Annotated in this window: 18 protein-coding genes and 2 pseudogenes; 14 read left to right on the top strand and 6 right to left on the bottom strand. The window is 36.0% G+C overall.

The window, feature by feature from the left end:
* The first annotated feature begins 47 nt into the window (after positions 1-47).
* The 5 genes and pseudogenes from KBP46_RS15990 to KBP46_RS15970 all read left to right on the top strand — a co-directional run bounded on the left by KBP46_RS15990 (position 48) and on the right by KBP46_RS15970 (position 7,271).
* Positions 48-630: pseudogene (locus KBP46_RS15990) on the top strand (DUF502 domain-containing protein).
* Positions 631-724: 94 nt separating this feature from the next.
* Positions 725-2,100 (top strand): annotated as a pseudogene (locus KBP46_RS24135) (tryptophanase).
* A 347-nt stretch (positions 2,101-2,447) separates the two neighbouring features.
* Complete coding sequence (locus tag KBP46_RS15980; protein WP_253297058.1) at positions 2,448-3,278, top strand: FAD-dependent monooxygenase; 831 nt, start codon at positions 2,448-2,450, stop codon at positions 3,276-3,278.
* Positions 3,279-3,525: 247 nt separating this feature from the next.
* Positions 3,526-4,683 carry a pyridoxal phosphate-dependent aminotransferase gene (locus KBP46_RS15975; protein WP_216443669.1) on the top strand — a complete coding sequence of 386 codons (1,158 nt, stop codon included), beginning with the start codon at positions 3,526-3,528 and terminating at the stop codon, positions 4,681-4,683.
* A 161-nt stretch (positions 4,684-4,844) separates the two neighbouring features.
* On the top strand, positions 4,845-7,271 hold the full coding sequence (locus KBP46_RS15970; RefSeq protein WP_120233311.1) for a TonB-dependent siderophore receptor: 2,427 nt from the start codon (positions 4,845-4,847) through the stop codon (positions 7,269-7,271).
* Between the two features lie 169 nt (positions 7,272-7,440).
* Here KBP46_RS15970 and KBP46_RS15965 read toward each other — a convergent pair whose 3' ends face one another.
* Positions 7,441-8,658, bottom strand: a complete 1,218-nt coding sequence (locus KBP46_RS15965; RefSeq protein ID WP_123277593.1) for a PQQ-dependent sugar dehydrogenase — start codon at positions 8,656-8,658, stop codon at positions 7,441-7,443.
* 106 nt (positions 8,659-8,764) lie between these two features.
* Here KBP46_RS15965 and KBP46_RS15960 point away from each other — a divergent pair, with 106 nt between their 5' ends.
* The 5 genes from KBP46_RS15960 to KBP46_RS15940 all read left to right on the top strand — a co-directional run bounded on the left by KBP46_RS15960 (position 8,765) and on the right by KBP46_RS15940 (position 14,939).
* The gene (locus tag KBP46_RS15960; RefSeq protein ID WP_123277592.1) at positions 8,765-9,136 is read left to right on the top strand and encodes a BlaI/MecI/CopY family transcriptional regulator; all 372 of its coding nucleotides are present in this window, start codon (positions 8,765-8,767) and stop codon (positions 9,134-9,136) included.
* 2 nt (positions 9,137-9,138) lie between these two features.
* Complete coding sequence (locus KBP46_RS15955; protein WP_216443668.1) at positions 9,139-10,551, top strand: M56 family metallopeptidase; 1,413 nt, start codon at positions 9,139-9,141, stop codon at positions 10,549-10,551.
* A 176-nt stretch (positions 10,552-10,727) separates the two neighbouring features.
* A complete protein-coding gene (gene uvrB / locus KBP46_RS15950) occupies positions 10,728-12,719 on the top strand; it encodes an excinuclease ABC subunit UvrB (protein ID WP_062676107.1) in 1,992 nt (663 codons plus the stop codon).
* Positions 12,720-13,246: 527 nt separating this feature from the next.
* Entirely contained in the window at positions 13,247-14,353 is a 1,107-nt protein-coding gene (locus KBP46_RS15945; protein WP_216443667.1) for a hypothetical protein, read from the top strand.
* 13 nt (positions 14,354-14,366) lie between these two features.
* On the top strand, positions 14,367-14,939 hold the full coding sequence (locus KBP46_RS15940) for a DUF6705 family protein (RefSeq protein ID WP_216443666.1): 573 nt from the start codon (positions 14,367-14,369) through the stop codon (positions 14,937-14,939).
* 162 nt (positions 14,940-15,101) lie between these two features.
* Here the strand turns inward: KBP46_RS15940 and KBP46_RS15935 are convergent, their stop codons facing one another.
* The 4 genes from KBP46_RS15935 to KBP46_RS15920 all read right to left on the bottom strand — a co-directional run bounded on the left by KBP46_RS15935 (position 15,102) and on the right by KBP46_RS15920 (position 17,971).
* The gene (locus KBP46_RS15935) at positions 15,102-15,338 is read right to left on the bottom strand and encodes a DUF3820 family protein (protein WP_120233318.1); all 237 of its coding nucleotides are present in this window, start codon (positions 15,336-15,338) and stop codon (positions 15,102-15,104) included.
* 12 nt (positions 15,339-15,350) lie between these two features.
* On the bottom strand, positions 15,351-16,430 hold the full coding sequence (locus tag KBP46_RS15930) for an AI-2E family transporter (protein WP_062676108.1): 1,080 nt from the start codon (positions 16,428-16,430) through the stop codon (positions 15,351-15,353).
* 14 nt (positions 16,431-16,444) lie between these two features.
* Positions 16,445-17,173, bottom strand: coding sequence for a hypothetical protein (locus tag KBP46_RS15925; protein WP_062676109.1), 729 nt, complete (start codon positions 17,171-17,173; stop codon positions 16,445-16,447).
* A 72-nt stretch (positions 17,174-17,245) separates the two neighbouring features.
* Complete coding sequence (locus KBP46_RS15920; protein ID WP_216443665.1) at positions 17,246-17,971, bottom strand: hypothetical protein; 726 nt, start codon at positions 17,969-17,971, stop codon at positions 17,246-17,248.
* A gap of 45 nt (positions 17,972-18,016) precedes the next feature.
* Between KBP46_RS15920 and KBP46_RS15915 the strand changes: the two genes are divergently transcribed.
* The gene (locus tag KBP46_RS15915; protein WP_120233320.1) at positions 18,017-18,994 is read left to right on the top strand and encodes an aminodeoxychorismate synthase component I; all 978 of its coding nucleotides are present in this window, start codon (positions 18,017-18,019) and stop codon (positions 18,992-18,994) included.
* The gene (locus KBP46_RS15910) at positions 18,978-19,604 is read left to right on the top strand and encodes an aminotransferase class IV (RefSeq protein WP_216443664.1); all 627 of its coding nucleotides are present in this window, start codon (positions 18,978-18,980) and stop codon (positions 19,602-19,604) included. The genes KBP46_RS15915 and KBP46_RS15910 overlap by 17 nt, the downstream gene beginning before the upstream one ends.
* 2 nt (positions 19,605-19,606) lie before the next feature.
* Here the strand turns inward: KBP46_RS15910 and menD are convergent, their stop codons facing one another.
* Positions 19,607-21,277 (bottom strand): 2-succinyl-5-enolpyruvyl-6-hydroxy-3-cyclohexene-1-carboxylic-acid synthase, encoded by a 1,671-nt coding sequence (menD, locus tag KBP46_RS15905; protein ID WP_123277585.1) that lies wholly within the window; start codon positions 21,275-21,277, stop codon positions 19,607-19,609.
* An 84-nt stretch (positions 21,278-21,361) separates the two neighbouring features.
* On the opposite strand from menD, the gene KBP46_RS15900 reads away from it, so the two are divergent.
* Together KBP46_RS15900 and KBP46_RS15895 are read left to right on the top strand one after the other, a co-directional pair.
* Positions 21,362-22,312, top strand: a complete 951-nt coding sequence (locus tag KBP46_RS15900) for an isopenicillin N synthase family oxygenase (RefSeq protein WP_062676114.1) — start codon at positions 21,362-21,364, stop codon at positions 22,310-22,312.
* Positions 22,313-23,167: 855 nt separating this feature from the next.
* Complete coding sequence (locus tag KBP46_RS15895) at positions 23,168-23,329, top strand: hypothetical protein (protein ID WP_167348790.1); 162 nt, start codon at positions 23,168-23,170, stop codon at positions 23,327-23,329.
* Positions 23,330-23,783: the final 454 nt, after the last annotated feature.

The following is a 23,783-nucleotide window of genomic DNA, read 5'->3' as shown; positions in this document are numbered from 1 at the left end:
GTAAAGAATACACCTTGAAGAAGCCAAGCTTTGAAAATATCGCCAATATGTTCCTGAAAAATTTTTTCCAGGGATTGGTTATCATTGGTCCTATAGGGCTTACTATTTTTGTAATCTGGTATATTGTAAGCGCGATTGACAACCTTGTTCCTTCTTTAGCCAAGCAGGTTCCCGGGCTTGTATTCGTATCTATTATTTTGTTTACAGCTATTTTAGGATATTTAGGAAATAAATTCGTGGTCGGAAGATTCTTTTTCGATACCATGGACAGCTTACTGGAGAAAACTCCGGGAGTAAAACACATTTACACTCCTACGAAAGACGTCATGTCCTCATTCGTAGGCGACAAGAAAAATTCAACGATCCTGTATGGGTAAAAACCAACGAGAATCCGGAAATCTGGAGAATCGGTTTTTTAACTCAAAAAGAAATGTCGGACGTTGACAAGCATAATTACGTTGCGGTATACCTTCCCCACTCGTACGCTATTTCGGGCTGGGTAATTGTTACTGAAGAAAAAACATCAAACCTGTAGTGGGAATGACAGCAGCTTCTGCCATGAAGTTTGCAGTGAGCGGCGGTGTAGCCGGATTCCATTCTGATGAAAATATATTTAAGGCTCCGGAATAATCTCTTTTTCCGACTTATCTATACATTGATGAATTTTGAAAAATTATTTTCAAGCACATTTTCTTTACAAACAATTTAAAACATAATTTAACTCATGAATTTACCGTACGCGGAACCTTTCCGCATTAAAATGGTGGAAGAAATCTATCAGTCCACCAGAGAAGAAAGAGAACAATGGCTTAAAGAAGCTAATTATAACCTTTTCAACCTAAGATCTTCGCACGTTTATATTGACCTGCTTACCGATTCAGGAACGGGAGCAATGTCTGATAGACAATGGTCTGCTTTGATGACCGGAGATGAAAGCTATGCTGGATCACGTTCTTTTGAGCAGTTACAGAAAACCGTTGAAAAAATTACAGGATTCAAATATTTATTACCAACACACCAGGGAAGGGCTGCTGAAAACGTCCTTTTCTCAGTATTGGTAAAAGAAGGTGATGTAGTTCCTGGGAACTCGCATTTTGACACGACAAAAGGACATATCGAAATCAGAAAAGCACATGCTATTGATTGTACCATAGACGAAGCTTTTGACATTAATGATCTTCACCCATTCAAAGGAAATATCAACCTTGAAAAACTGGAAGAAGTTTATAAAAGCCATCCTAAAGAAAACATCCCTTTCTGTTTAATTACCATTACCTGTAATTCTTCAGGAGGACAGCCTGTTTCTTTGGAAAACATGAAGGCAGTAAAAGCCCTTTCCGACCAATATGGAATTCCTGTATTTTTTGATTCAGCGAGATTTGCTGAAAATGCTTACTTTATCAAAAAAGAGAAGCAGGACAGGAAAACAGAAGCATTAAAGAGATCTGTAAGGAAATTTTCTCTTACGGAGACGGAATGACTATGAGTTCTAAAAAAGATGGTTTAGTAAACATCGGAGGATTTATAGCTTTGAATAACGAAGAAGTTTTCAGAAAAGCATCCAATTTCACCATCATTTACGAAGGTTTTATTACTTATGGAGGAATGGCGGGAAGAGATATGGCAGCATTGGCCGTAGGACTTGATGAAGCTACTGAGTTTGCTTACCTTGAAAGCAGAATTTCTCAGGTTGAATATCTTGGAAATAAACTGATTGAATATGGAATCCCAGTTCAGAAACCAATCGGAGGACACGCCGTATTCATCGATTCTTTGAACTTCCTTCCGAATGTTTCCCGTGAAGAATATCCGGCTCAGACATTAGGACTGGAAATTTATAAGGAAGCAGGGATCAGAACTGTAGAAATCGGGACTTTACTGGCAGACAGAGATCCTGACACAAGAGAGAACCGTTATCCGAAGTTAGAACTGGTACGTCTGGCAATTCCTAGAAGGACTTACACCAACAACCACATGGATTATATTGCTGCTGCCATCAAAAATGTATACGAAAGACGCGAAGAAATAGCAAAAGGCTACAAGATCACGTGGGAACCGGAAATTTTAAGACACTTTACCGTTCAGCTTGAAAAAGCTTAATCATAAAACCGGAATTCTTTCCGGTTTTTTTATGTCTTAAAATTCAAAATTGGTTTAAACAAACAACAATCTGATTCTTTACGTTCTCAAAGACCAGCCATCTCTTAATCCACTAAAAATCATTAAGATATTGCAATAGAACATATCTTATAAACACATATAAATCAATCATATTTTTTTATTGCACAGTATATTTTATGTTTTTCTTTTTATTTTTCATGAAATCAAAATTAAATTGACTTATTTTTTTGAAATAGTGAAGGTTTTTAATTTTAATTTTGCATTTACCTAAGGGTGATTAAAAAAAATACTTAAAAAAACAACCTGAAAAACACTTTATTCCGAAAATGAAGAAAATTGCTGTCGTGGGCGCCGGTATTTCTGGCTTAAGCATGGCGAATTACTTAGAAAAGCACAAGATCGATTACCACATTTACGAAAGGAGAAAAAAGAAAGATCTGGCAGGCCACGGCTTTCTTATTCCGCAGGAAGGAATGGATTATCTTTACCAGATTATTGACTCCGAACTGCTTCTTAAGCATGGAAACTTTTTAAAAAAATACACAAAATATTCTCACACTGGAAAAGTACTGGCTGAAAAGAATCTGGATCATGTTTTCGCCATTTCAAGACATTCACTGATCAGTTTATTAGCACAAAATATTACTCCGCAAAAGATAACCTACGAAGAAACTATCATTTTTGATGATCTACAGAACGGTAAACTGAAGCTTTCCGATGGAACTGATATTGATGCTGACATTGCTGTCATCTCTGACGGTTCCAGAAGCCGCATCAGAAAACATATTTTTAAAGATGAAATGATGAGAGTGGTAAGAGAAAGTGAAGTCGTGAATATCATTCAAAACAAAGAAATTGCCAATTCTATTGAAAATGACTTTATGAAGTTCCACCATGAAGACGGAGGCCTTACTTTCGGGATTCTTAAACTTTCTGATGATACTGTTCTTTGGTATTCACAGTTTGACAACCAAAAATACATGATCAATGAATATTCTGTGGAGAACTTAAGAAAATACATGATTGAAATTTTTGAAAACTGGCATCCTCTAATCCCGGAAATCATCCAAAAATCGGACTATAAAATGTACATTTATGGAATGTCTATGAACTTGAAAAACTTAATCCATTTTATCAAGAAAACACAGTATTCATAGGTGACGCAGCACATCCACTGATTCCATTTACCAGTCAGGGAGTTACCTCTGCTTTGAAAGACTCACTTTTATTAACGAAATATTTAGTTGAAGAAGAAAATATACAGACCGCCTTCAGTAAATACGAAGCTAAGAGAAAACCTGAAATCGAAGTTCATATTAACAACGGAAGGATATTACTCAATCAGTTTTTGCTTCCACTCAACCAACAAACCGAAAATATTTTACCCATATCTTATAAATAATAATGTTCACCAATAACGATATCAACCTTGAAGCCTTGAAAAGAAAGGCATATAACGGAAGATGGGCTACGCTCGAAGATGGAATCATTCCTCTTACAGCAGCTGATCCCGACTTCAGAACAGCACCTGAAATAGAACAGGGAATTATTGAATACCTGAAAGACGGTTACCTCAGCTATGGCCCGTTTTCCGGACTTCCGGAATTTAAGAAAAGCGTGGCAGATCACTTTAACCTGGAAAAACACGGAAGCTTCTCACCGGAGAATGTTCTGGCTGTCAACAGTGCTGCCCAGGGAATGTTCCTTATTGCATCCTATGTACTCAACCCCGGAGATGAAGCCATTATTCTGGATCCTGTAGATTTTCTTTTCAAAAAATCGGTGGAAACTGCGGGTGGGAAAGTAATGCTCTGCCCTGCGGATACAACAACAGGAGAAATTGATTTTGAAAAAATGGTTTCTTTAATCAATCCCAGAACTAAACTTATCAGCATATGCAATCCTCACAATCCGCTCGGAAAAGTTTACTCTAAAGAAGTATTGATAAAAGTAGCAGAAATTGCATCTGCTCATGATCTTTGGGTGATGAGTGATGAAATCTGGAGTGATATTATTTATGATCATAAAGACTTTCATACCTATTCTTCCGTTTCAGATAAGGCAAAGAGAAAGAGCTTTACCGTGTATGGGTTTTCAAAATCATTTGGAATAGCAGGATTGAGGATTGGAGCCGTACTCTGCAATGATGAGGATATTCTTGAAGATTTCACAGAAAAATCCAATTTCAACTCTACAATAGAAGGGGTTTCTACTTTGTCTCAAATTGCCGGAAGTGTAGCACTGGAGAAGGCAAAACCATGGTACAAAGAATTTTTGGCTCACTTACAGAGCAATAGAGATCTTGCTTTCAGATTATTAAGCCATTCAGAAATTGTAACACCTAATCTCCCGGAGGCAACTTTTGTATTGTTTCCAAAGATTAAAAACGGAATGACAAGTGATGAGTTTGCCCAACATGTCTTAACTCACGGGAAAGTCGCTATTGTTCCGGGATCAGAAAGATGGTTCGGAAAAGGAGCTGAAGGACATATCAGAATTTGCTTTTCTACATCCCAGGAAATTTTAGAAGAAGGAATTAACAGAATCATTACCAGCTTTTAACATTAAAAATTTTAATTAAATCTAAATAATAGATTATTATTTTTCCGAATTTATCACAAATCAACACGAAATTAAGATATCCATACTAAATATTTTATTTTCATGTTGATTTAAAAATAAATATTGATAATTTTGATTGAATCATCACTAAAATTATTAATATGAAAATAAAATATATCAGCATTATTTTCCTTGGAGTTTCTGCCTTCTCCTATGCCCAGCAGGTAAAAGATACTTTGAAAGAATCAAAAATTGACGAAGTTGCCATTACCGGAAGCCGAAACAAGAAAAGAACAGTGGTAAACACGCCCGTTCCTATTGATATTATAGACATCAAACAGGTAAGCCAGTCAACGGGACAAGTGGAAATCAACCAGCTTTTACAATTTTCAGCACCCTCTTTTAACTCCAATAAACAATCAGGATCCGACGGTGCTGATGCTGTAGATCCAGCTACGTTAAGAGGTCTTGGTCCTGACCAGACTTTACTTTTGTTAAATGGAAAAAGATACCATCAATCTTCACTGATTAACCTTTTCGGAACCAAAGGAAGAGGAAATACGGGATATGACATGAATACAATCCCGATTGGCGCCATAAAAAGAGTGGAAGTTCTTCGTGACGGAGCATCAGCCCAATACGGTTCGGATGCTATTGCAGGAGTAATTAATGTTATTTTGAATGACAGAAATAATGGTTTTGAAGGAAATCTATTCACAGGTATGAATCTTTTCAAAAGTCCAGGTAATAATGACGTAGTATCAGATCACAAAGTAGACGGAACCACCTTTGATTTCAATGGAAATTTGGGAACTAAAATAGGATCAAAAGGTGGTTTCGGAAACTTTACTGTAGAATTCATCAATAAAGATTACGCCATACGAAATGCCAATCCAGATGTTTACACCTCTCCCAGACAGCGTTTCGGAGATGCAAAAGCTCAGAACATCTACTTTTTCGGAAATATTGAAGTCCCGTTATCTGATGGTCTGAAGTTTTATTCCCGCCAAGGTTTTTCACATAGAAATACTAAGGCTTATGCATGGACCAGAACCCCAGATGCAGACGGTAATATTCCTGAAGTTTACCCTACAGGATTTAACCCGGTTGAAAATACCAGCATTACGGATTTTACGTTTGACAACGGATTAAAGTTCAAAGTTGCAGACTGGGATGTAGATTTTTATAATGCTTTTGGTAACAACAGATTTACTTACCAGATAGACAATACAATTAATGCCACTTTAGGAGTCAAATCTCCTACAAGCTTTAATGCAGGAGGACATTCTCTGCTGCAGAATACAACTGGGTTTAATGCTGTGAAACAGTTCAAAGTACTGGAAGGGCTTAACGTTGCTTTCGGATCTGAATTCAGATATGAAAAATTTGATATCATCAAAGGAGAAGAGGCTTCTTACGCCATGTATGATATCAATGGAAATCTGGTGACTCCAAACACACCTCAAAACTTATTGGTTACGAATCCATCAAGTGGCAATGTAAGGCCAGGTGGTTCACAAGGTTTTCCCGGCTATTCTACAGATACAGGAAATAGCAGAAACAACTTTGCTGCTTATGTAGATACAGAATTGGATGTTACTAAAAACTGGATGATAAGCATTGCCGGAAGGTTTGAAAATTATAATGATTTCGGAAGCACTCTGAATGGTAAATTTGCTACAAGATATGCGATCACGCCACAGTTTGCTTTCCGGGGATCCGTTTCTACTGGGTTCAGAGCGCCTTCTCTGGCTCAGAAATACTACAGCCAGCAATTTACCAACTTCCAGGGCGGTAAACTGGTCACTATTCAGCTCGCTTCTAATGACAGTAACATCGCAAGCAGCCTGGGAATTCCTCAACTGAAGCAGGAAACCTCAGTGAACGGTAGCGCCGGGTTTACCTTCAATACTGGAAAATTCACAGCCACCGTAGATGGTTATTACATCCGTGTTAAAGACAGAATTGTTCTTACCGGATATTTTGCACAAGCAGACTTACCAGAAAAAGTTCAAGAAGAGAATCCATTTATCGACCAGGTACAGTTTTTTTCCAATGCCATCGATACCAAAACAAAAGGAGTTGATGTAATCTTAAGCTATACTGAAAATATCGGTTCCGGAAAACTGACTGCTACATTAGCAGGAAACTATAATGATATGGAAATCACAAAAGTCAATACCTCAGAACAGCTGGCAGGGAAAGAAGATACTTACCTGAGTGCAAGAGAAAAAGCATTTATTCTTGCTTCTGCTCCGAAGACAAAAGTAAATTTAAACCTTAATTACAGACTCAACAAATTCAATGTAAATCTGCAGATGGTACGATTTGATAAAGTAACCCTGATTGGTTATGACGACTCAGAACAGGTCTATAATCCAAAAGTGACCACCGATCTTTCTTTCGGTTATGAATTCTGCAAGAATCTGAATCTGACTTTAGGAAGTAAAAACCTGTTCAACAGATATCCTACTTTACAGACTACACATGTATCCGACGGAAATACAGAAGCCGGAGGTATTTTTGATCCTGTACAGATGGGATTTGCCGGAAGACAGGTTTTTGCCAGACTTAATTTTAAGTTTTAAGAGAATAAAAAGAAACTGTATCAAAGGTTAATAATTTCACCTTTGTCATTCTGACGAAGGAAGAGTCTCATTTATAAACCAATAACATAAGATTCTTCACTACATTATTGAACTACGTTCGCAGACCTTCAGTCTGTGTTCAGAATAAAATTTTGATACAGTTTTTTTCTTATTTTTTTGAAATTTTATAAAGCTTACCGCTGTCTGTTACTGCATAAAGATTCCCATCCATCCCGTTTAATACATCACGGAAACGTTCTTTCTGATCTGTAAGAAGACGTTCTTCACCCACTACTTTATTATCTTTCATAACAATTCTGTTAATGTGCTCTCCACTCAGGCATCCGATAATGAGATTACCTTTCCATTCATCAATATTTCCTGTATAGAAAGTAATTCCGCTTGGTGAAATCACAGGATCCCAATAATAGACAGGTTGTTCGGTTCCTTCTTTTTGAGTGATACCCTGTCCTACTTTATCCCCTGAATATTCGATACCATAGGTTACATCTCCCCAGCCGTAATTTTTTCCCGGTTGAATCAGATTGATTTCATCACCCCCTCTTGGCCCCATTTCAACATCCCAGAGCCTGCCATTGGGATCGATAGCCATTCCTTGCGGATTTCGGATTCCGTAAGCATATATTTCAGGTTTATAACCGGGTTTCCCAATAAAAGGATTTCCCGGCGCAGGTTTACCATCTTTTGTAATCTTTAAAATCTTGCCTAGATAATTATCTGTTTTCTGCGCATATACACGGGTTACTTTATCTGATCTTTCTCCTGTACTGACAAATAAATGCCCATCTTTATCAAAAGCCAGACGGCTTCCGTAGTGCTTATCTCCGTCATAAGAAGGTTCAGCACGGAAAATAACTTTTACTTCTGAAATATTTTTAAGATCTGCAGACAGCTTTCCTTTTGCTACAGATGTTAAGTTTCCTTTTCCAAAAGGTTCCGAAAAACTGAAATAAATAATATTGTTGGTTTTAAAATCAGGATCAAGTGCTACATCCAGCATTCCGCCCTGTCCTTTTGAATCTACTTTTGGAAAACCTTCAATCTTTGACACCTGTTTTCCATCTGTTGAAACCACATTCATATACCCTTTCTTATCTGTGATGAGAAATTTTCCGTCAGGTAGATTGATAATTCCCCATGGTCTTCCAAGGTCTTTATTCAATATTTCTATGGCATAGGGCGTTGTTGTTTTTACAGCCTTGATTCTTGTCTGCCCTTTAAATGCAGGCTTATAATCAGAATTAGGATTTTCCGTTTCCACACTTCCGTCATTTCCAGTCTGCTGAGCATTGGCATGATTCTCTTTGCATGAAGATAAAAAAAGAAAAAGGCTTACTACAGGAATATAAAATTGATTGATTTTCATATCATTATAATTAGATGTTATACAACGAATGGAAAAATAATGCCAATAAAATTTGCACATATCAATTTTTATTCTACATTTGTAGAACAAATTACAAACTTGTAGAATGAAAGATATTAAACTAACTGATTCTGAAAAAAGCCTTATGGAAATTCTTTGGGAAAAGAAAGCTGTTTTCATGAAGGACATACTGGAAGCCTATCCGGATCCAAAGCCAGCACCAACAACTATTGCAACCTTACTTAAAAGAATGCAAAACAAAGAACTGATAGGCTATAAACTTTATGGAAATTCCCGCGAATACTTTCCAAAAGTAGAAAAAGGGGAATATTTTAAGGAAGAAATGACTTCCATGATTGACCGCTTTTTTAACAGCTCTGTAACGCAGTTTGCATCATTTTTTACTTCCAATGCCAAACTTAGCCAAAAGGAACTGAAAGAACTTCGTGATATTATTGATGAACAAATTAAAGAATAAATATGACTGCTATTATTCTGAAAATAATTCTGTGTTCTTCTATTTTCATTGCTGTTTATTATCTGTTTCTGGAAAAAGAAAAAATGCTCAGATTCAACAGGCTTTATTTATTAAGTTCGTTAGTACTTTCTTATATAATTCCTTTTGTTACCATTACTCTTCCCAATCACAGCACTGAGAAAATGCCGCAAATGATCATAGAAGAAACGGCACAACAACTGGTTTTTATCCCTCAAAAGCAGGAAAGTTTTAACTGGATGAATTTGGTATGGGAAATTTATATTTTCATCACCCTATTTCTGTTGATAAAAAGCTTTATTTCCCTTGTGAAGCTCAAAAAAATATCCGGAAAGAGACATATTTACCAAAGCCATACTATATTATTGACAAAAGAAAATCTTTCCCCTTTCAGTTTTTGGAATACAATGTATATGGGCGAAAACTATATGAAAAACGATACAATAGATCAAAGAATTTTCATTCACGAAAGAACTCATATTGAACAAAATCACAGCCTTGACCTATTAATTTTGAACACTTTAAAAGTCTTTACATGGTTCAATCCTGTTCTTTTCCTTTATAAGAAAGCGATGATCACAAATCATGAATTCCTGGCAGACGAAGCTGTCGTGAAAAGCAATTGCAACATCAAAGATTACCAGAATCTTATTCTTGAAGAAATTCTGAACCATCAAAATCCTCCTTTGACTCATTCATTTAATTTTAATAACACCAAAAAAAGATTTATTATGATGAAAACAAAAAAATCAAAATTTAGTCTGCTAAAGAAAACAGCAGGAATCACCGTTTTAATTACTGCAGCTGTCTTATTTTCTGAAAGAACATATGCAGGAAATTCCACTCATGTTTATCTTTCTGAAAGAATAGCAGAGATCCCGGATCAGATTGTACACAAGGAATCAAAACAAACAGATTTAAAAAGTCAGGACTATTTTGAAAAAACCAAGGAAGAAGGAAAGTCATCTGGTATAATAGATTCCCAAAAAGAGAAATTGAAAAAAGTTCCGGATACAATAATTCCGAAAGTAGATAAAACACACGAAAGTAAAAACACAAATTCATCGGTCAATACCCAACAGAATACGAACGAATTTCCAGCACAATATCCCGGAGGGCCTAAAGACTTAAAAATCAAAATAAGCAGAAGCGTAGATGTGAGTAAGTTAGGAGACTATAGCAGCCCTATAACCTCTACCGCGTATATTCATATCAATGAAGCAGGAAAGACAACTCTGGTAACTACTTCGGGAGAAAATGAAATTCTGAACCGGGAACTTTTAAAAACAGTCACTGAAATCAGTAATGAAACAGTATGGATACCTGCAATGAAAGATGGAAAAACCATTGCTTCAGTATTGAAAGTTCCGGCAACAATGACTTTTACACGACCATAACAATAAAGCGCTTTTTTCAGCGCTTTTTTATTTTTTCAATTTTTCGTAATCAGACAACTTCAAAAAATCAAAAATCAAGGATGATAAGTTAAAATTATATTATCAAAATATTCACCTTCAAAACATTATACAGCCTAATAATTTCTTTCGTATTTTTGTTGTATACATTCTTTTCTATGGATTTTAAGCTTCAATCAGAATATAAACCTACCGGAGACCAACCTCAAGCTATTGAAAAACTTACTGAAGGAATAGAGATCGGTGAGAAATATCAAACACTTTTAGGGGTAACAGGTTCCGGAAAAACCTTTACTGTTGCGAATGTGATACAAAAAGTACAACGTCCAACTCTGGTACTGGCACACAATAAAACGCTTGCTGCACAGCTCTTCATGGAGTTTAAAGAGTTTTTTCCCGAAAACGCAGTGGAATACTTTGTAAGCTACTATGATTATTACCAGCCTGAGGCTTATATTGCCACAACAGGAACTTATATTGAAAAAGACCTGAGTATCAATGAAGAGGTAGAAAAACTACGTCTTTCTGCAACTGCCAGCCTTCTTTCGGGAAGGAGAGACGTTTTGATTGTGGCTTCTGTTTCATGTATTTATGGTATCGGGAATCCTACCGAATTTCATAAATCTTTGATTTCTATCGCTATTGGTGAGAAAGTGACAAGAACAGCACTTCTCCATTCTCTAGTTAATGCACTGTATGCCAGAACACTGAATGAATTCCAGAGAGGAACATTTCGTGTAAAAGGGGACGTAATCGATGTCTTCCCTGCCTACACTGATAATGCGATCAGAATTCAGTTTTTTGGAGATGAAATTGAAAAGATTCAAAGTTTCGACCCTGTTACTGGAAATGTAGAGGATAATTTTGATCAGATACAGATTTATCCTGCCAATCTTTTTGTAACATCGAAGGAAACCTTAAATGGCGCCATTAAAGATATTCAGGACGACATGGTAAAACAGGTGGATTTCTTTAGCTCCGTTGGGAAGCCATTAGAAGCAAAACGACTTCAGGAAAGAACTGAACTGGATCTTGAAATGATTAAAGAACTGGGCTATTGCTCAGGGATTGAGAACTACTCCAGGTATCTGGATGGCCGTCTTCCGGGAACAAGACCTTTCTGTCTGATTGACTATTTCCCTAAAGACTTTTTAATGGTCATTGATGAAAGCCACGTAACTGTTCCGCAAGTTCATGCCATGTATGGGGGAGACCGAAGCAGAAAAGAGGCGTTAGTGGAGTACGGTTTCAGACTTCCTGCAGCGATGGACAATAGACCTTTAAAGTTTGAAGAATTTGAAGCTATTCAGAATCAGGTTATTTATGTTTCTGCAACGCCTGCAGATTATGAACTTGAAAAAACGGGAGGTGCTTATATTGAACAAATCATCCGTCCTACCGGGCTTCTTGATCCGATTATTGAAGTAAGACCTTCACTGAACCAGATTGATGATCTGATGGAAGAAATCCAGAAAAGAGCTGATGCGGATGAAAGAGTACTGGTAACTACTTTAACCAAGAAAATGGCAGAGGAACTTACGAAATACTTTACCAAGTTCGGAATCAGAACGAGATATATTCACTCAGATGTAGAGACCCTGGAACGTATTCAGATCATGCAGGATCTTCGTTTAGGTCTTTTTGATGTACTGATTGGGGTTAATTTATTGAGAGAAGGTCTGGATTTACCTGAAGTTTCTCTGGTTGCCATTCTGGATGCTGATAAAGAAGGAATGCTGAGAAGCAGAAGATCAATGATCCAAACTGTGGGCCGTGCCGCAAGAAACGTGAACGGAAAGGCAATCATGTATGCAGACAAAATCACAAAATCCATGCAGGCTACCCTGGATGAAACCGAATACCGCCGTGCCAAGCAAATGCAGTACAATGAAGATCACGGTCTGAAGCCCAAAGCCCTAAATAAAAAGATATCCGAAAATCTCGTAGGAAGAAGCAAAGACTTCCCGGATGAAAAATATACGCAAAAAGAAATCCTTCAGAAAGTTGCGGAAACAAAAGCGACTTATGCCAGTGAAGATATTGAGAAAATGATTGCTCAGAAACAGAAAGAAATGGAATCTGCAGCAAAAAATCTTGACTTTATAAAAGCTGCCAAGCTGAGAGATGAAATTGCAGCTTTGAAAGCTTAAAAAGATTAATGATAAAATAGTTTCGGCGGCATCTTCGATGCCGCCGAAATTATATACTAAAATGGGTATATTCTAATTTTTACAATCCATTCCTTACTGCTGCCCTGATGGGAATCAAAAGATCCATCAATCAGCTTAATTTTATTTAATACGAGATTGAAAACTAATAATATGACACATTTTGTCGTTCCACATATATAAATTGGCGGGAAAATATTTCAAAATACAGGGAAAAACGATATGCTGCCAAATGAAAAATATTATATATTTGCCGACTTAAAAATTATAACAAATCGATGAACAAAAAATTTATCTTGCGATTACTGCTATTAGTAACAGTATCTTTGTTTTTTTTCAATTCGTGTAGAACTGATGAAGTTACTCAAGAAGAAAAAAGAACTGAAAGAGAAAAAATCGAAGCATTTAGTAGGTTTGAGAACAATCTGGCTTCGCAAAAAAAATCACAAAAAGGTAGCTCTGAATACATCAGCTATCATGAACCTTTTAAAGAAATTATTCAAACATTTATGAAGAATAATCCGTCTTACTCTAAAAGGTTTAATGATAATGTAGGAGAAATCTATTTTAATCTTAGAAGTATTACTTACGGAGAAACAACAAAAGGAATTGCCTACCCTATCATAAAAGACGGCTCAGTTAATGCAGTATTGGTAGGATTGGTCAATCCCAAAAGAGATTGGGTTAATTTTATAGTTTTGAAAAATAATTCACCTGAAGTACAGAGTATAATTACAAATTTTCAAAACGTTTATAATTCACCTACAATAGCATCAAGAGGTGGACAGCCTGAGCAAACAGAAGATATACTACCTGTCATAATTACTGTTTATGGAGACATTACCGGACCTGTTAATCATTATTACCAACCTTATGTAGATTACGGAAGCAATGGCGGCGGAATGAGTGGCGGATCTGAGACCTACGGAGGAGCTGGCGGAAGCCAAACACAAAACCCTCAGGACCCGAAGAATCCTTGTGAAAAGACTACTGGTATAATAACCAATACCACTGTCAAAGCAAAAATTGATGAGCTTAAAGCACAATCTACTTTAGGTGGTGAAAAAGGAGTAAAATTGAAAGTAGACGGAACGCCCTCCGAGATCATAAGCGGAGGGGCACACAGTGTAAATTTTGGAGATAAAACAGGCTATGCAGGAGGTTATCATAACCATACTCCAACAGGAATACCTATGTTATCACCACCAGATGTTGACCAGTTATTAGGTTTTGCGAGAGCACAACCAACTTCTAACTCTGAAAATGTTAAAAATGCATTCGTTGGAATGGTGGCTCCAAATGGCATGCACTATGTTATTTGGTTTAACGGATCGTATCAGGATGCTTTAACCAATTATTCACAAGACAATATAAATGGCTATATTCTTGATTATGTAAAGACTGAAAGTGATTTAACTGATTTTGCAAAAAATGGTAATACATATATTAATAGTGATGGAACAATTAATAATTTAGGAGTGGAAAAACTTTTTTTTGAAACTATAAAAAATATGGGATTAGAAGGAAAAGTTAACTTACAAAGAATAGAAAATGATGGTAGTGTAAAAAATATTAATCTGAATGGCAATAATCAGCCAACCTCAACTACTTGTTAATAAATCAATGAATATGAAAACAAATATCAAAACAACAATACTTTTTAGTCTTTTTATAAGCTTTTTATCTTGTAAAGCACAAACAACACTTCCATTAAATACTTCTTTGAAGGACATTCCTGCTAATTCTTATTTAAAAGATTTAAATAACGAACTAAATTCATACACTGGAATATTTCAAGGAAATTTTCAAGGGAAAAGTATCACACTGTATATCTCCAAAATAGAAAATAAGTTACAAAAAAGTTCACAAAAAATCTATTACTCAGATATTTTAGATATAAAGTATATTGTTAAAAACTCTTCTGGTGTAGTTTTGCAAGACACCAAGAATAATAATATCCCTTCAATAAACCTTTATAGTATAGGAACGAAACCTTATAATAATTCTGCTATATTCTTTTATAGTGGTACAAATTGCAACGTTGGATGGGGCAAAATAATTTTAAAAAAAATCAACTCTACACAGATTTCATGGGAATATAAACCAAATGATATAATTCTTGACAACAGTAAATGTCCCAGCGGAACAGATATTAATATCTATCTGCCTGAAACAAAAGATTTGATTTTTACTAAACAATAATTACACTCAATATCCTTAATTAAAAAAATGATTGGCTTTACCTATCTCCGGTAAAGCCAATCATTTTCATTTTATAATTAATTCTAAAAAATTATTCCAAATTCAATTAGACATATATGTCGTTCTATCTTCGATACCGCTGAGATTGATATATTTTAGTTTTTACAATCCGTTTCTCACTACTGCCCGGATAGGAGTCAAAAGATCCATCAAACCATTTAATTTGATCTCATAAACTGTTGACAGCTGCATTCCCAGTTTTCCTTTTGGCATTCCGTTTTTATTAAACCATTCCAGATAGCTGATGGGAAGATCCACCAGAACCGTTCCTTCATATTTACCGAAAGGCATTTTCATTACACAGATTTCTTTTAATATTTCGGGATTAAGTCCTTCCACGTTTTTATCTAATTAAATTAATTTTTCTTTAATATCATCCTGACCGGGTAATTCAAGATCAGGAGGGGTTTCTTCATCCGAAAATTCATTTCTGTATACCTGAACCAGCAGAAGGGTTAGTGAGATCAGAATAGGCCCGAAAATCAGTCCCATGAAGCCAAAAAGATTCATTCCCATGATGATTCCGAATACAGTATTCAATGGGTGAATATTTTCCAGTTTCTTTAAAAGGGTAAAACGAAGAAGATTATCGGTAAGACCTACTACTACAAGACAGTAGATGGCTAAACCTATACCTTGTCCTGTATTTCCTTCAGCAATCATAAAAATACACACCGGCACATATACAATAGCTGTTCCAACAACCGGTATTACTGATGCAGCAGCTGTTAAAGCAAAAAGCAGAATAGCTCCCGGCGCACCGAAAATCAGATAACCAATAAGAGCAACAATTCCTTGTCCTACTGCAACAACAGGAATTCCTATTGCATTGGCCATAATTAATTTTCTCATTTTATCGCCGATCAGGGAGATGTTTGCTCGCTTCAGCGGGGCGGAAGAAGTAAGGATCTTTTCAAAGAGTCTCGGTCTTTCCAGCATAAAATAGAGAATAAAATACATAGACATTACTACGGTAAGGGTATTGAATGTCCCACTGACTGCAGAAGTAGAAAATTTTCCTACATTATCTTTCAGCTTGGCCATATTTTCTTTGCTCAGAATATCAAACCCTGTTTTTGAGAAGATATAAGAATGTATTTTGTCCAGGAAAACATTGAATTTGGCCATATAAGCCTGTGCATTTCCCAGTTTATCAATAATGAGATCGGCAATAAAATAAATCGGAAGAATAAGAACAATAAGACTCGCAAACATCAATGCAAAGGCTGCCAGTGACGGTTTCCATTTTTTTTCTTCCTGCAGATAAAAATTGTATTTTCTGCAGACTACATAAATGGTAATTGCTCCCAACACCGACGGAATAAACAATGCCAGATTAAAACAGATCAATCCAGCCAATACCAGAATGATGGCCAGCAATGACATCTGCTTTATCGCAACACTGCTTATTTGTTTGTCCTTATTCATCATGTATTTTTATATTTTTATTTGCTGAACATAATTTGTCTTGGTTTTCCTAAGAAAGCACAATAGGTTGAGTACATTACAATCATAATAAACGGAGCTGTCAGGATAACCCCTATTCCGCAAAGAATAACCCCTGCAATAGAAATCAAAAACCCTAAAAACCCTGTCAATAAGAAAGTTCCATAGTTCTCTTTAGCAATGTTGAACGACTTTGATAAAGCTTCTGTAGCTGAAGCATTTTCAAATAACAGAATCGGATATCCTATTAAAAGGAAAGGATATACAAAAATGATAGGCAAAACACACAATGCCAGAGCTATCGAGGAAATAATCCAGGCAAGAAGACTATAAATCAAAATGTTCACAAAATTCTGGCGGTATCCGATAAAAAGATCGGAAAACTCAATAGGGTTTTTGGTATTGTATTTATTCACCATGTAGATCAATCCTACATACAAAGGAGATAATAAAAGGCCAAAAAGACTGGAAGCTCCCATATATAAAGGAAGTCCCGGTGCACTCCAATAATTAAAATCGCCTCCTGAAGATTTCATCTCTTCTACCATAGAAGCAGAATCAAATCCTGTAAGCATTTGAATAACAGAACCTCCGATCAGATAGATGATCATAGCTACAATTCCGTAACCGAAAACGCCTTTGTACATTTCAAAAGCATGAGAAATAATTGATCCCGTTTCTCTGTTGGGTACAGAGCCTTGCTGATCAAATTCGTTAAATTCAGACATAGTTTAAATATTTAATGATTTTACCAAATTTACTTTTTTTTAGTAAAAAATCCCATTAAACACGAATGAATTTTAACTTTTCTCCGAAAAGACTGTTTTATAAAGTGAATAAATCATCGCATTCCAAAAAGGAAAAGTGAAAAGTCCACCTATCAGAAACAAAGCAAAACCTAAGTACTTAAATAGAAAAGCAACGATCACACACACCATGATTTCAACGAAATACATTTTAAGCGCTTTAAAATTTAAGGAAATGGCTTCAAAAATTCTTTTATTGGTAAAGAACATCAATGGAGCAACAAAAATGGTTACAGCAACCCAAATTATAGCCAATACAACAGTAGGAATGGTAAATTTGTAAATAAAGAACCAGAAAAGAAAATAGCCTACATACTTAAAAAAATTAAGCCCGTTGTACCCTGCAAAAAGATCTCCTATTACAATATTCTCTTTAAGATCCATCTTACGGAAGATCTGGAACATTCCAAGATTTAAAGGATACAGAAATGCCGTGGTTGCCCAGATTGCCAATGTAAACATCTGATAATTTTCAGTAGCTGTTATTTGCTCCATTTTCTTCAGATAAACATGAGTGCCCTGCATAAAGGCTTCCTGCAATTCTTTATTATAAGAAAAAATATCATACTTCTCTCCGAAAAGCATCACTCCTGTAAGCAAGATTCCAAAAAAGACAATGGAAAACATCAACTGAAAAACGAGTGTTTTATTCCAATAAAAAAAAGCCTGCTTCAATATAAAATCTATTCCCGGTTTCTGAGGATATTTATTCTGCATCATAAAAAAATTTATGCAAAAGTAAACATCAATAAGTACTTTTGCAGAATGTTTTCAGTGAATCATCAAAAATTTATGGAAATGGACGAACTTTCTCTTCAGAAGGTTCCCTATTTTTTCGTCATAGACTTTCTCTCGGAGAATGTTGAAATCTATCAGGAGCATGAAATTGAAAAAGAAGGTTTAATTATTGATTTTCAAGACTTTTCAAACACAAAGGAGACACATAAACTGGACAAAAAAGTAATATGGAAGTCTTTTCCTGAAACATTGGATAGCTTTCAGGCCGGCTTTAATAAAGTTCAGGAAAATATTCGTTTGGGAAACTCTTACCTAGTAAATTATACTAGAAAAACACGAATTGAGACCAATTTAACCTTAGAAGAAATTTTTTACCACTCAAATGCAAAGTACAAAGTTTTTTATAAAGATTTTTTTGTATTTTTTTCTCCTGAAACTTTTGTGAAGATCATTGATGGAAAAATTTTCACCTATCCTATGAAAGGAACAATTGACGCAGCTATTGAAAATGCAGCAGAAATTCTGAAGAATGACAGAAAGGAGAAGGCAGAACATTACACCGTAGTAGATCTTCTCCGCAATGATCTGAGTATGGTCGCTGATGAAGTAAAGGTGGACCAGTTCCAGCATATTGACTTTATCAAAACCCAGCAAAAGGATCTATATGCAATGAGTTCTGAAATTTCAGGAATGATAAAACCTGAATATGAAGGAAAAGTAGGAAGTATTATGCAGAAACTTCTTCCTGCCGGCTCTATTTTAGGAGCTCCCAAACCTAAAACACTGGAAATAATTCTGGATGCGGAAGGATATGACAGAGGATATTATACGGGAGTTTGCGGCTGGTTTGACGGCCAAAATGTAGACAGTTGTGTAATGATACGCTTTATAGAAAAAGAAGAAGACCAACTTTATTTCAAAAGCGGAGGCGGTATAACGCACATGAGTAAATTAGAAGACGAGTATCAGGAAATGAAAAATAAAATCTATGTCCCAATTCATTGAAAGCATTAAAGTAGAAGATCAGGAGGTTTTTCTATTGGATCTACATCAGAAACGTGTCAATCAGACATTTTCCCATTTCGGGAAGGAAGACTCTATTGATCTGGCCAAAATCTATAAAAACCTGCAACATGATGAGGATGGTCTTTTCAAACTGAGAATTGCCTATGATCTCGATAAAAGAATCAGGACACAGATGATTCCATACGCAATCCCGGAAATACATGATTTCAAACTGGTAGAAAATAACAGCTTCGACTATTCATTCAAATTCGAGGATCGTAAAGAACTGGATAAAATGAAAGCTAAGGCGAAAGCTGAAGAAATTATCATTGTTAAAAACAATCATATCACCGATACATCTTTCTCTAACCTTTTGTTTTTGAAAGGAAAAGATTGGTTTACGCCTTCGACTTATCTGTTGAACGGAGTACAAAGACAGCATCTTTTAAAGCAAAAAAAGATCAAAGAAACGGAGATTACTTTACAGAACATAAAGCAATTCACCCATTTCCAGATCATTAATGCGTTGAATGATTTCGATGATATGTTTATCTATCCTATTGACAGAATTATCAATCTGCCAGGGAGTGAAGAATATCTTGATCTTTAAATCTATTTCATAAACTCAAAATACGACTTCAGTACATCTGCACTATTCTTCCCGTGAGTATTTACTTCCAGGATTTTTGGCTGTGCATCAGGTTTGAAGAAATTCTCAAGCACTCTGTCCAACGTAAGCTCATCCTCTACTCTGATATAGGAGAATCCGAAATGCTTCGCCAGGGATTCAGCGTTCTTGCGGTGTTTTGTAGCAATAAATTCGTCTAATGTATTCGGGTTGGCATTTCCAGGTCCCGGAATGATTTTAAAGATATTACCTTCACCATTATTGAAGATCATAATTCTTACAAACGGTGGAATATATTGGTTCCAAAGACCATTAATATCATAGAAGAAACTAAGATCTCCTGTGATCAATAAAGTTGGGTTTTCATTTTTGATGGCAAATCCCATTGCTGTAGAAGTAGATCCATCAATACCGCTTGTTCCTCGGTTACAATAGATCTTTCTCTTTCCGAAATCAAACAGCTGGGCATATCTGATCCCAGATGAATTACTGAAGTGAATGTTATAGTTTTCAGGAATTGTCTGTGATGCTTTATTGAAGAAATAAAAATCAGAGAAATCAATTGTATTTAAAAATTGCTCGTGTTTAGCATCTTTTTTATCTCTTAAAACGTCCCAAAGATTAAAATAAGGTCTAGGTTCCAGATTGATAAATTTCAGCAGTTTTGAAAAGAAAACTTCCGGCTTCACCTCTATCTTTTCTGTCAGTGAGAAATAAGTATCAGGCTGCCATACTTCATCAAGATGCCAGTGCTGTTTTGGGCGGGCACTTCTCAGAAATTGCTTTACTTTTTTGGAAACCACATTCTGTCCTACTGTAATCAACAGGTCAGGAGCATATGTTTTATAATCCTCTTCGGTAAAATTGAAAATATAACGGTCTATATGTTTGAAGAACTTCTCATGGTGCAAATTTGAATTGGCTTCACTCAATACCACTACAGAATGATTTTTCACCAACTGAGTCAGCTGGTTTTCCAGTTCCGGGCTGTAGTCTCTTGTTCCCACCAACAGCATAATTCTTTGCGAAGTATGCCATTCTGCAATCAGATTGGACGGTATTTCATACTCTTTACGTTTGATGGTCTTTTCCACAGTTGGGAAAGTGGGAAGCTCAGATACCAGCTCATATAAAGGTTCTTCCAGAGGAATATTAATGTGTACCGGACCTTGCTTCTCAAAGCAAAGTTCAATAGCTTTTTTAATGATATCGAAATTAATATCTTCTGCATTCTCCTTGCTGTCTTCCAAAAGCTGGAAGTCGCCATAGGAATGCTGATGAAAAACATCCTTCTGCCTGATCGTTTGACCATCGAATATATCAACAAAATCTGTCGGCCTGTCTGCAGTAAGTACCAAAAGGGGCACATTCTGATAAAAAGCTTCAGTAACCGCGGGATAGTAGTTAACTACTGCTGATCCGCTGGTACAGGTAACCGCTACAGGCTTCTTTTCACTTTTTGCCATTCCCATTGCCACGAAAGCTGCACTTCTTTCGTCTACAATGCTGTAGCAGTTGAAACGATCTACCTCTGAAAAATGGATGGCCAAAGGAGCATTTCTTGACCCCGGAGAAATTACGATATCTGCAATTCCGTACTGCTGAAGAAGATGTGCAAGTATTTGGATACTTCTCTTAGAAGAATATTTTTTCATACAGCAAATTTAACTTATAAATAATGATTTTAAAATCATTTAAATTAAAAAAAATGTAATTTTGCTGTTCGTAAATTTCTAAAAATGGATAAAATACCTAGTGTAGACCTGCGTGATTTCCTTTCGGGCAACCCGGAACGCAAACAGAAATTTGTAAATGAAATCGGAAAAGCTTATGAAGAAATTGGTTTTGTAGCCTTAAAAGGCCACTTTCTTGATGACAACCTAGTAGAAGATTTATATGGAGAGGTGAAAAACTTTTTTGAACAACCAGTGGAAACGAAACAAAAGTATGAGATTCCCGGAATTGGTGGCCAGAGAGGTTATGTAGGATTCGGTAAAGAAACTGCTAAAGGTTTCAAAAAAGGAGACTTAAAAGAATTTTGGCATTTTGGACAGTATCTGTCTGATGATTCAAAATACAGAAGTGAGTATCCAGACAATGTAATCGTTGATGAACTTCCAAAATTCAACGAAGTTGGTAAAGAAGCATTCCAAATGCTTGAGAAAACAGGACAGTATGTGTTAAGAGCCTTAGCATTACACCTTGGTTTAGATGAATTTTATTTTGATGACAAAATCGCAGAAGGAAATTCTATTTTAAGACCTATTCACTATCCGCCAATCACTGAAGAGCCAGATGATGCGGTAAGAGCAGCAGCTCATGGAGACATCAATCTTATCACTCTTCTAATGGGAGCACAAGGTAAAGGCCTTCAGGTTCAAAACCACAACGGAGAATGGATTGATGCCATTGCTGAACCAGATGAATTGATGATCAATGTTGGAGATATGCTTTCAAGACATACCAACAACAAATTGAAATCTACCATTCACAGAGTGGTAAACCCGCCAAGAGAAATGTGGAGTACTTCAAGATATTCAATTCCTTTCTTTATGCATCCTATCAGTGCAATGTCTTTAAATGCCCTTGAAAATTGTGTAGATGAAAACAATCCAAAGCTATACGAAGATACTACTGCCGGAGAATTCCTGCATGAAAGATTGATCGAACTGGGGTTGATTAAAAAATAAAAAAGAAACGGCTGCCTCAAATAGAGTCAGCCGTTTTTACTATATTACATTCCAGTTAAACAGGAAACGCGTGTACATAACATTGTGCAGCTATTCATTCTGTAACAACCGTTATTTTGATCATTAAGCTCCTGACAAGGATCATCAGGAGAATCCCTTAGATCGTAACACTTATCAATTCCTCCTGAAATACTTTTCAATTCTTTTCTCTCAATTTTCTTTAAATTTTTCATAGTTATTGTTTTAGTTTTTCCTATTCTGAAAGCTTTTCGGATAACGCTTGCGTAAATTAGCAATATTTACTGAATAAAATCAATAATTTTCCAACTATAATGAGAGTTAATTAATAATACAATTTTGTCCTATCCTGTTATACAATAAAATTCTGGGCAAGGAGTCGATTGTGTAAAAGTACCCCACGGACAGATGCAGGTATATGTATCTCCACCGCCGCCAGGATTTTCTCCACCTCCAGGATTTTCGTAAGGAACACATTTTCCCCCCGAACAGATTTGTCCTGCAGAACAGCCGCCTTCTCACGGTCCACCGCCTTCTAAGCAATAGGCTGGGAAATTGGCACCCGCAACAATACTTCTCTTGTCGTCTCTTGAAAGTTTTTTAGTGTTTTCATAGTTATAGTTTTAGTTTTTCCTACTCTGTAAGCTTTTCGGATAACGCTACCTTAAAAATAGCATTTATTTTATTAGCAATCAAATGTTTATATACAAATCATTGATCATATAGCTCTCAAAGCTGTTTGTTATATTAATTTTTTATTTTTAATGTAAAAGAGATTATTAATTAAAAATATTTTAACTATTTTTACTTTACTTACAAATTTTCAATTAAAACCATATGAAAAATCTAAAAAAACTAAAAAAAGACCAATTAAAAAACATTTCAGGAGGTGCCACCCTTCCTGAAGCAGATTTCTGCATGTACTATTGTAATGGAACCATTGTTTGTGCAACCTGCAGCGATGATTTCAAATGCCCGGATACCAACAATGATATGTAAGATTACAATCAAAATGTAACCCATAAGAACCGTTTCTTTAGAGAAGCGGTTTTTTTATTTCTTTTGACTTAAAATAAGGTGAATTCTGAGGGATTAAATCTCGTTTATATACGTGAATCAGCTTTCAACCACAATAAGCGATTTACGGCCTTAAAAGATAGAGATCCTAATTTCCGAGGTACGAGGTACAGCGATTAGATCTCAGAACTGCAAGTGTAAGGATGCACGTTTATTCCAATTATTTCATTCCTCAGGAATCCAGACTTATTTACTAGAGGTTTAAAGGATGCAAGATGGCAGGATAATGTCCACGATTCTTTAGCAGTTAGTATTGGCATTGTCATGCTGAGCGGAGTCGAAGCATTTTAATAAAGAAAACCTTATTTAGACTCCTTAGGAGTAACAGCCTGGGAAGAATAAACAGTATTGAAGGTAAAGACCCATCGTTGGATAA

Origin of the sequence: Chryseobacterium sp. PCH239, from assembly GCF_018924625.1 — a bacterium.
GTDB lineage: Bacteria > Bacteroidota > Bacteroidia > Flavobacteriales > Weeksellaceae > Chryseobacterium > Chryseobacterium cucumeris.
Note: the sequence above shows the minus strand (reverse complement) of the source record. Positions and strands in the feature narration are given on the sequence as shown.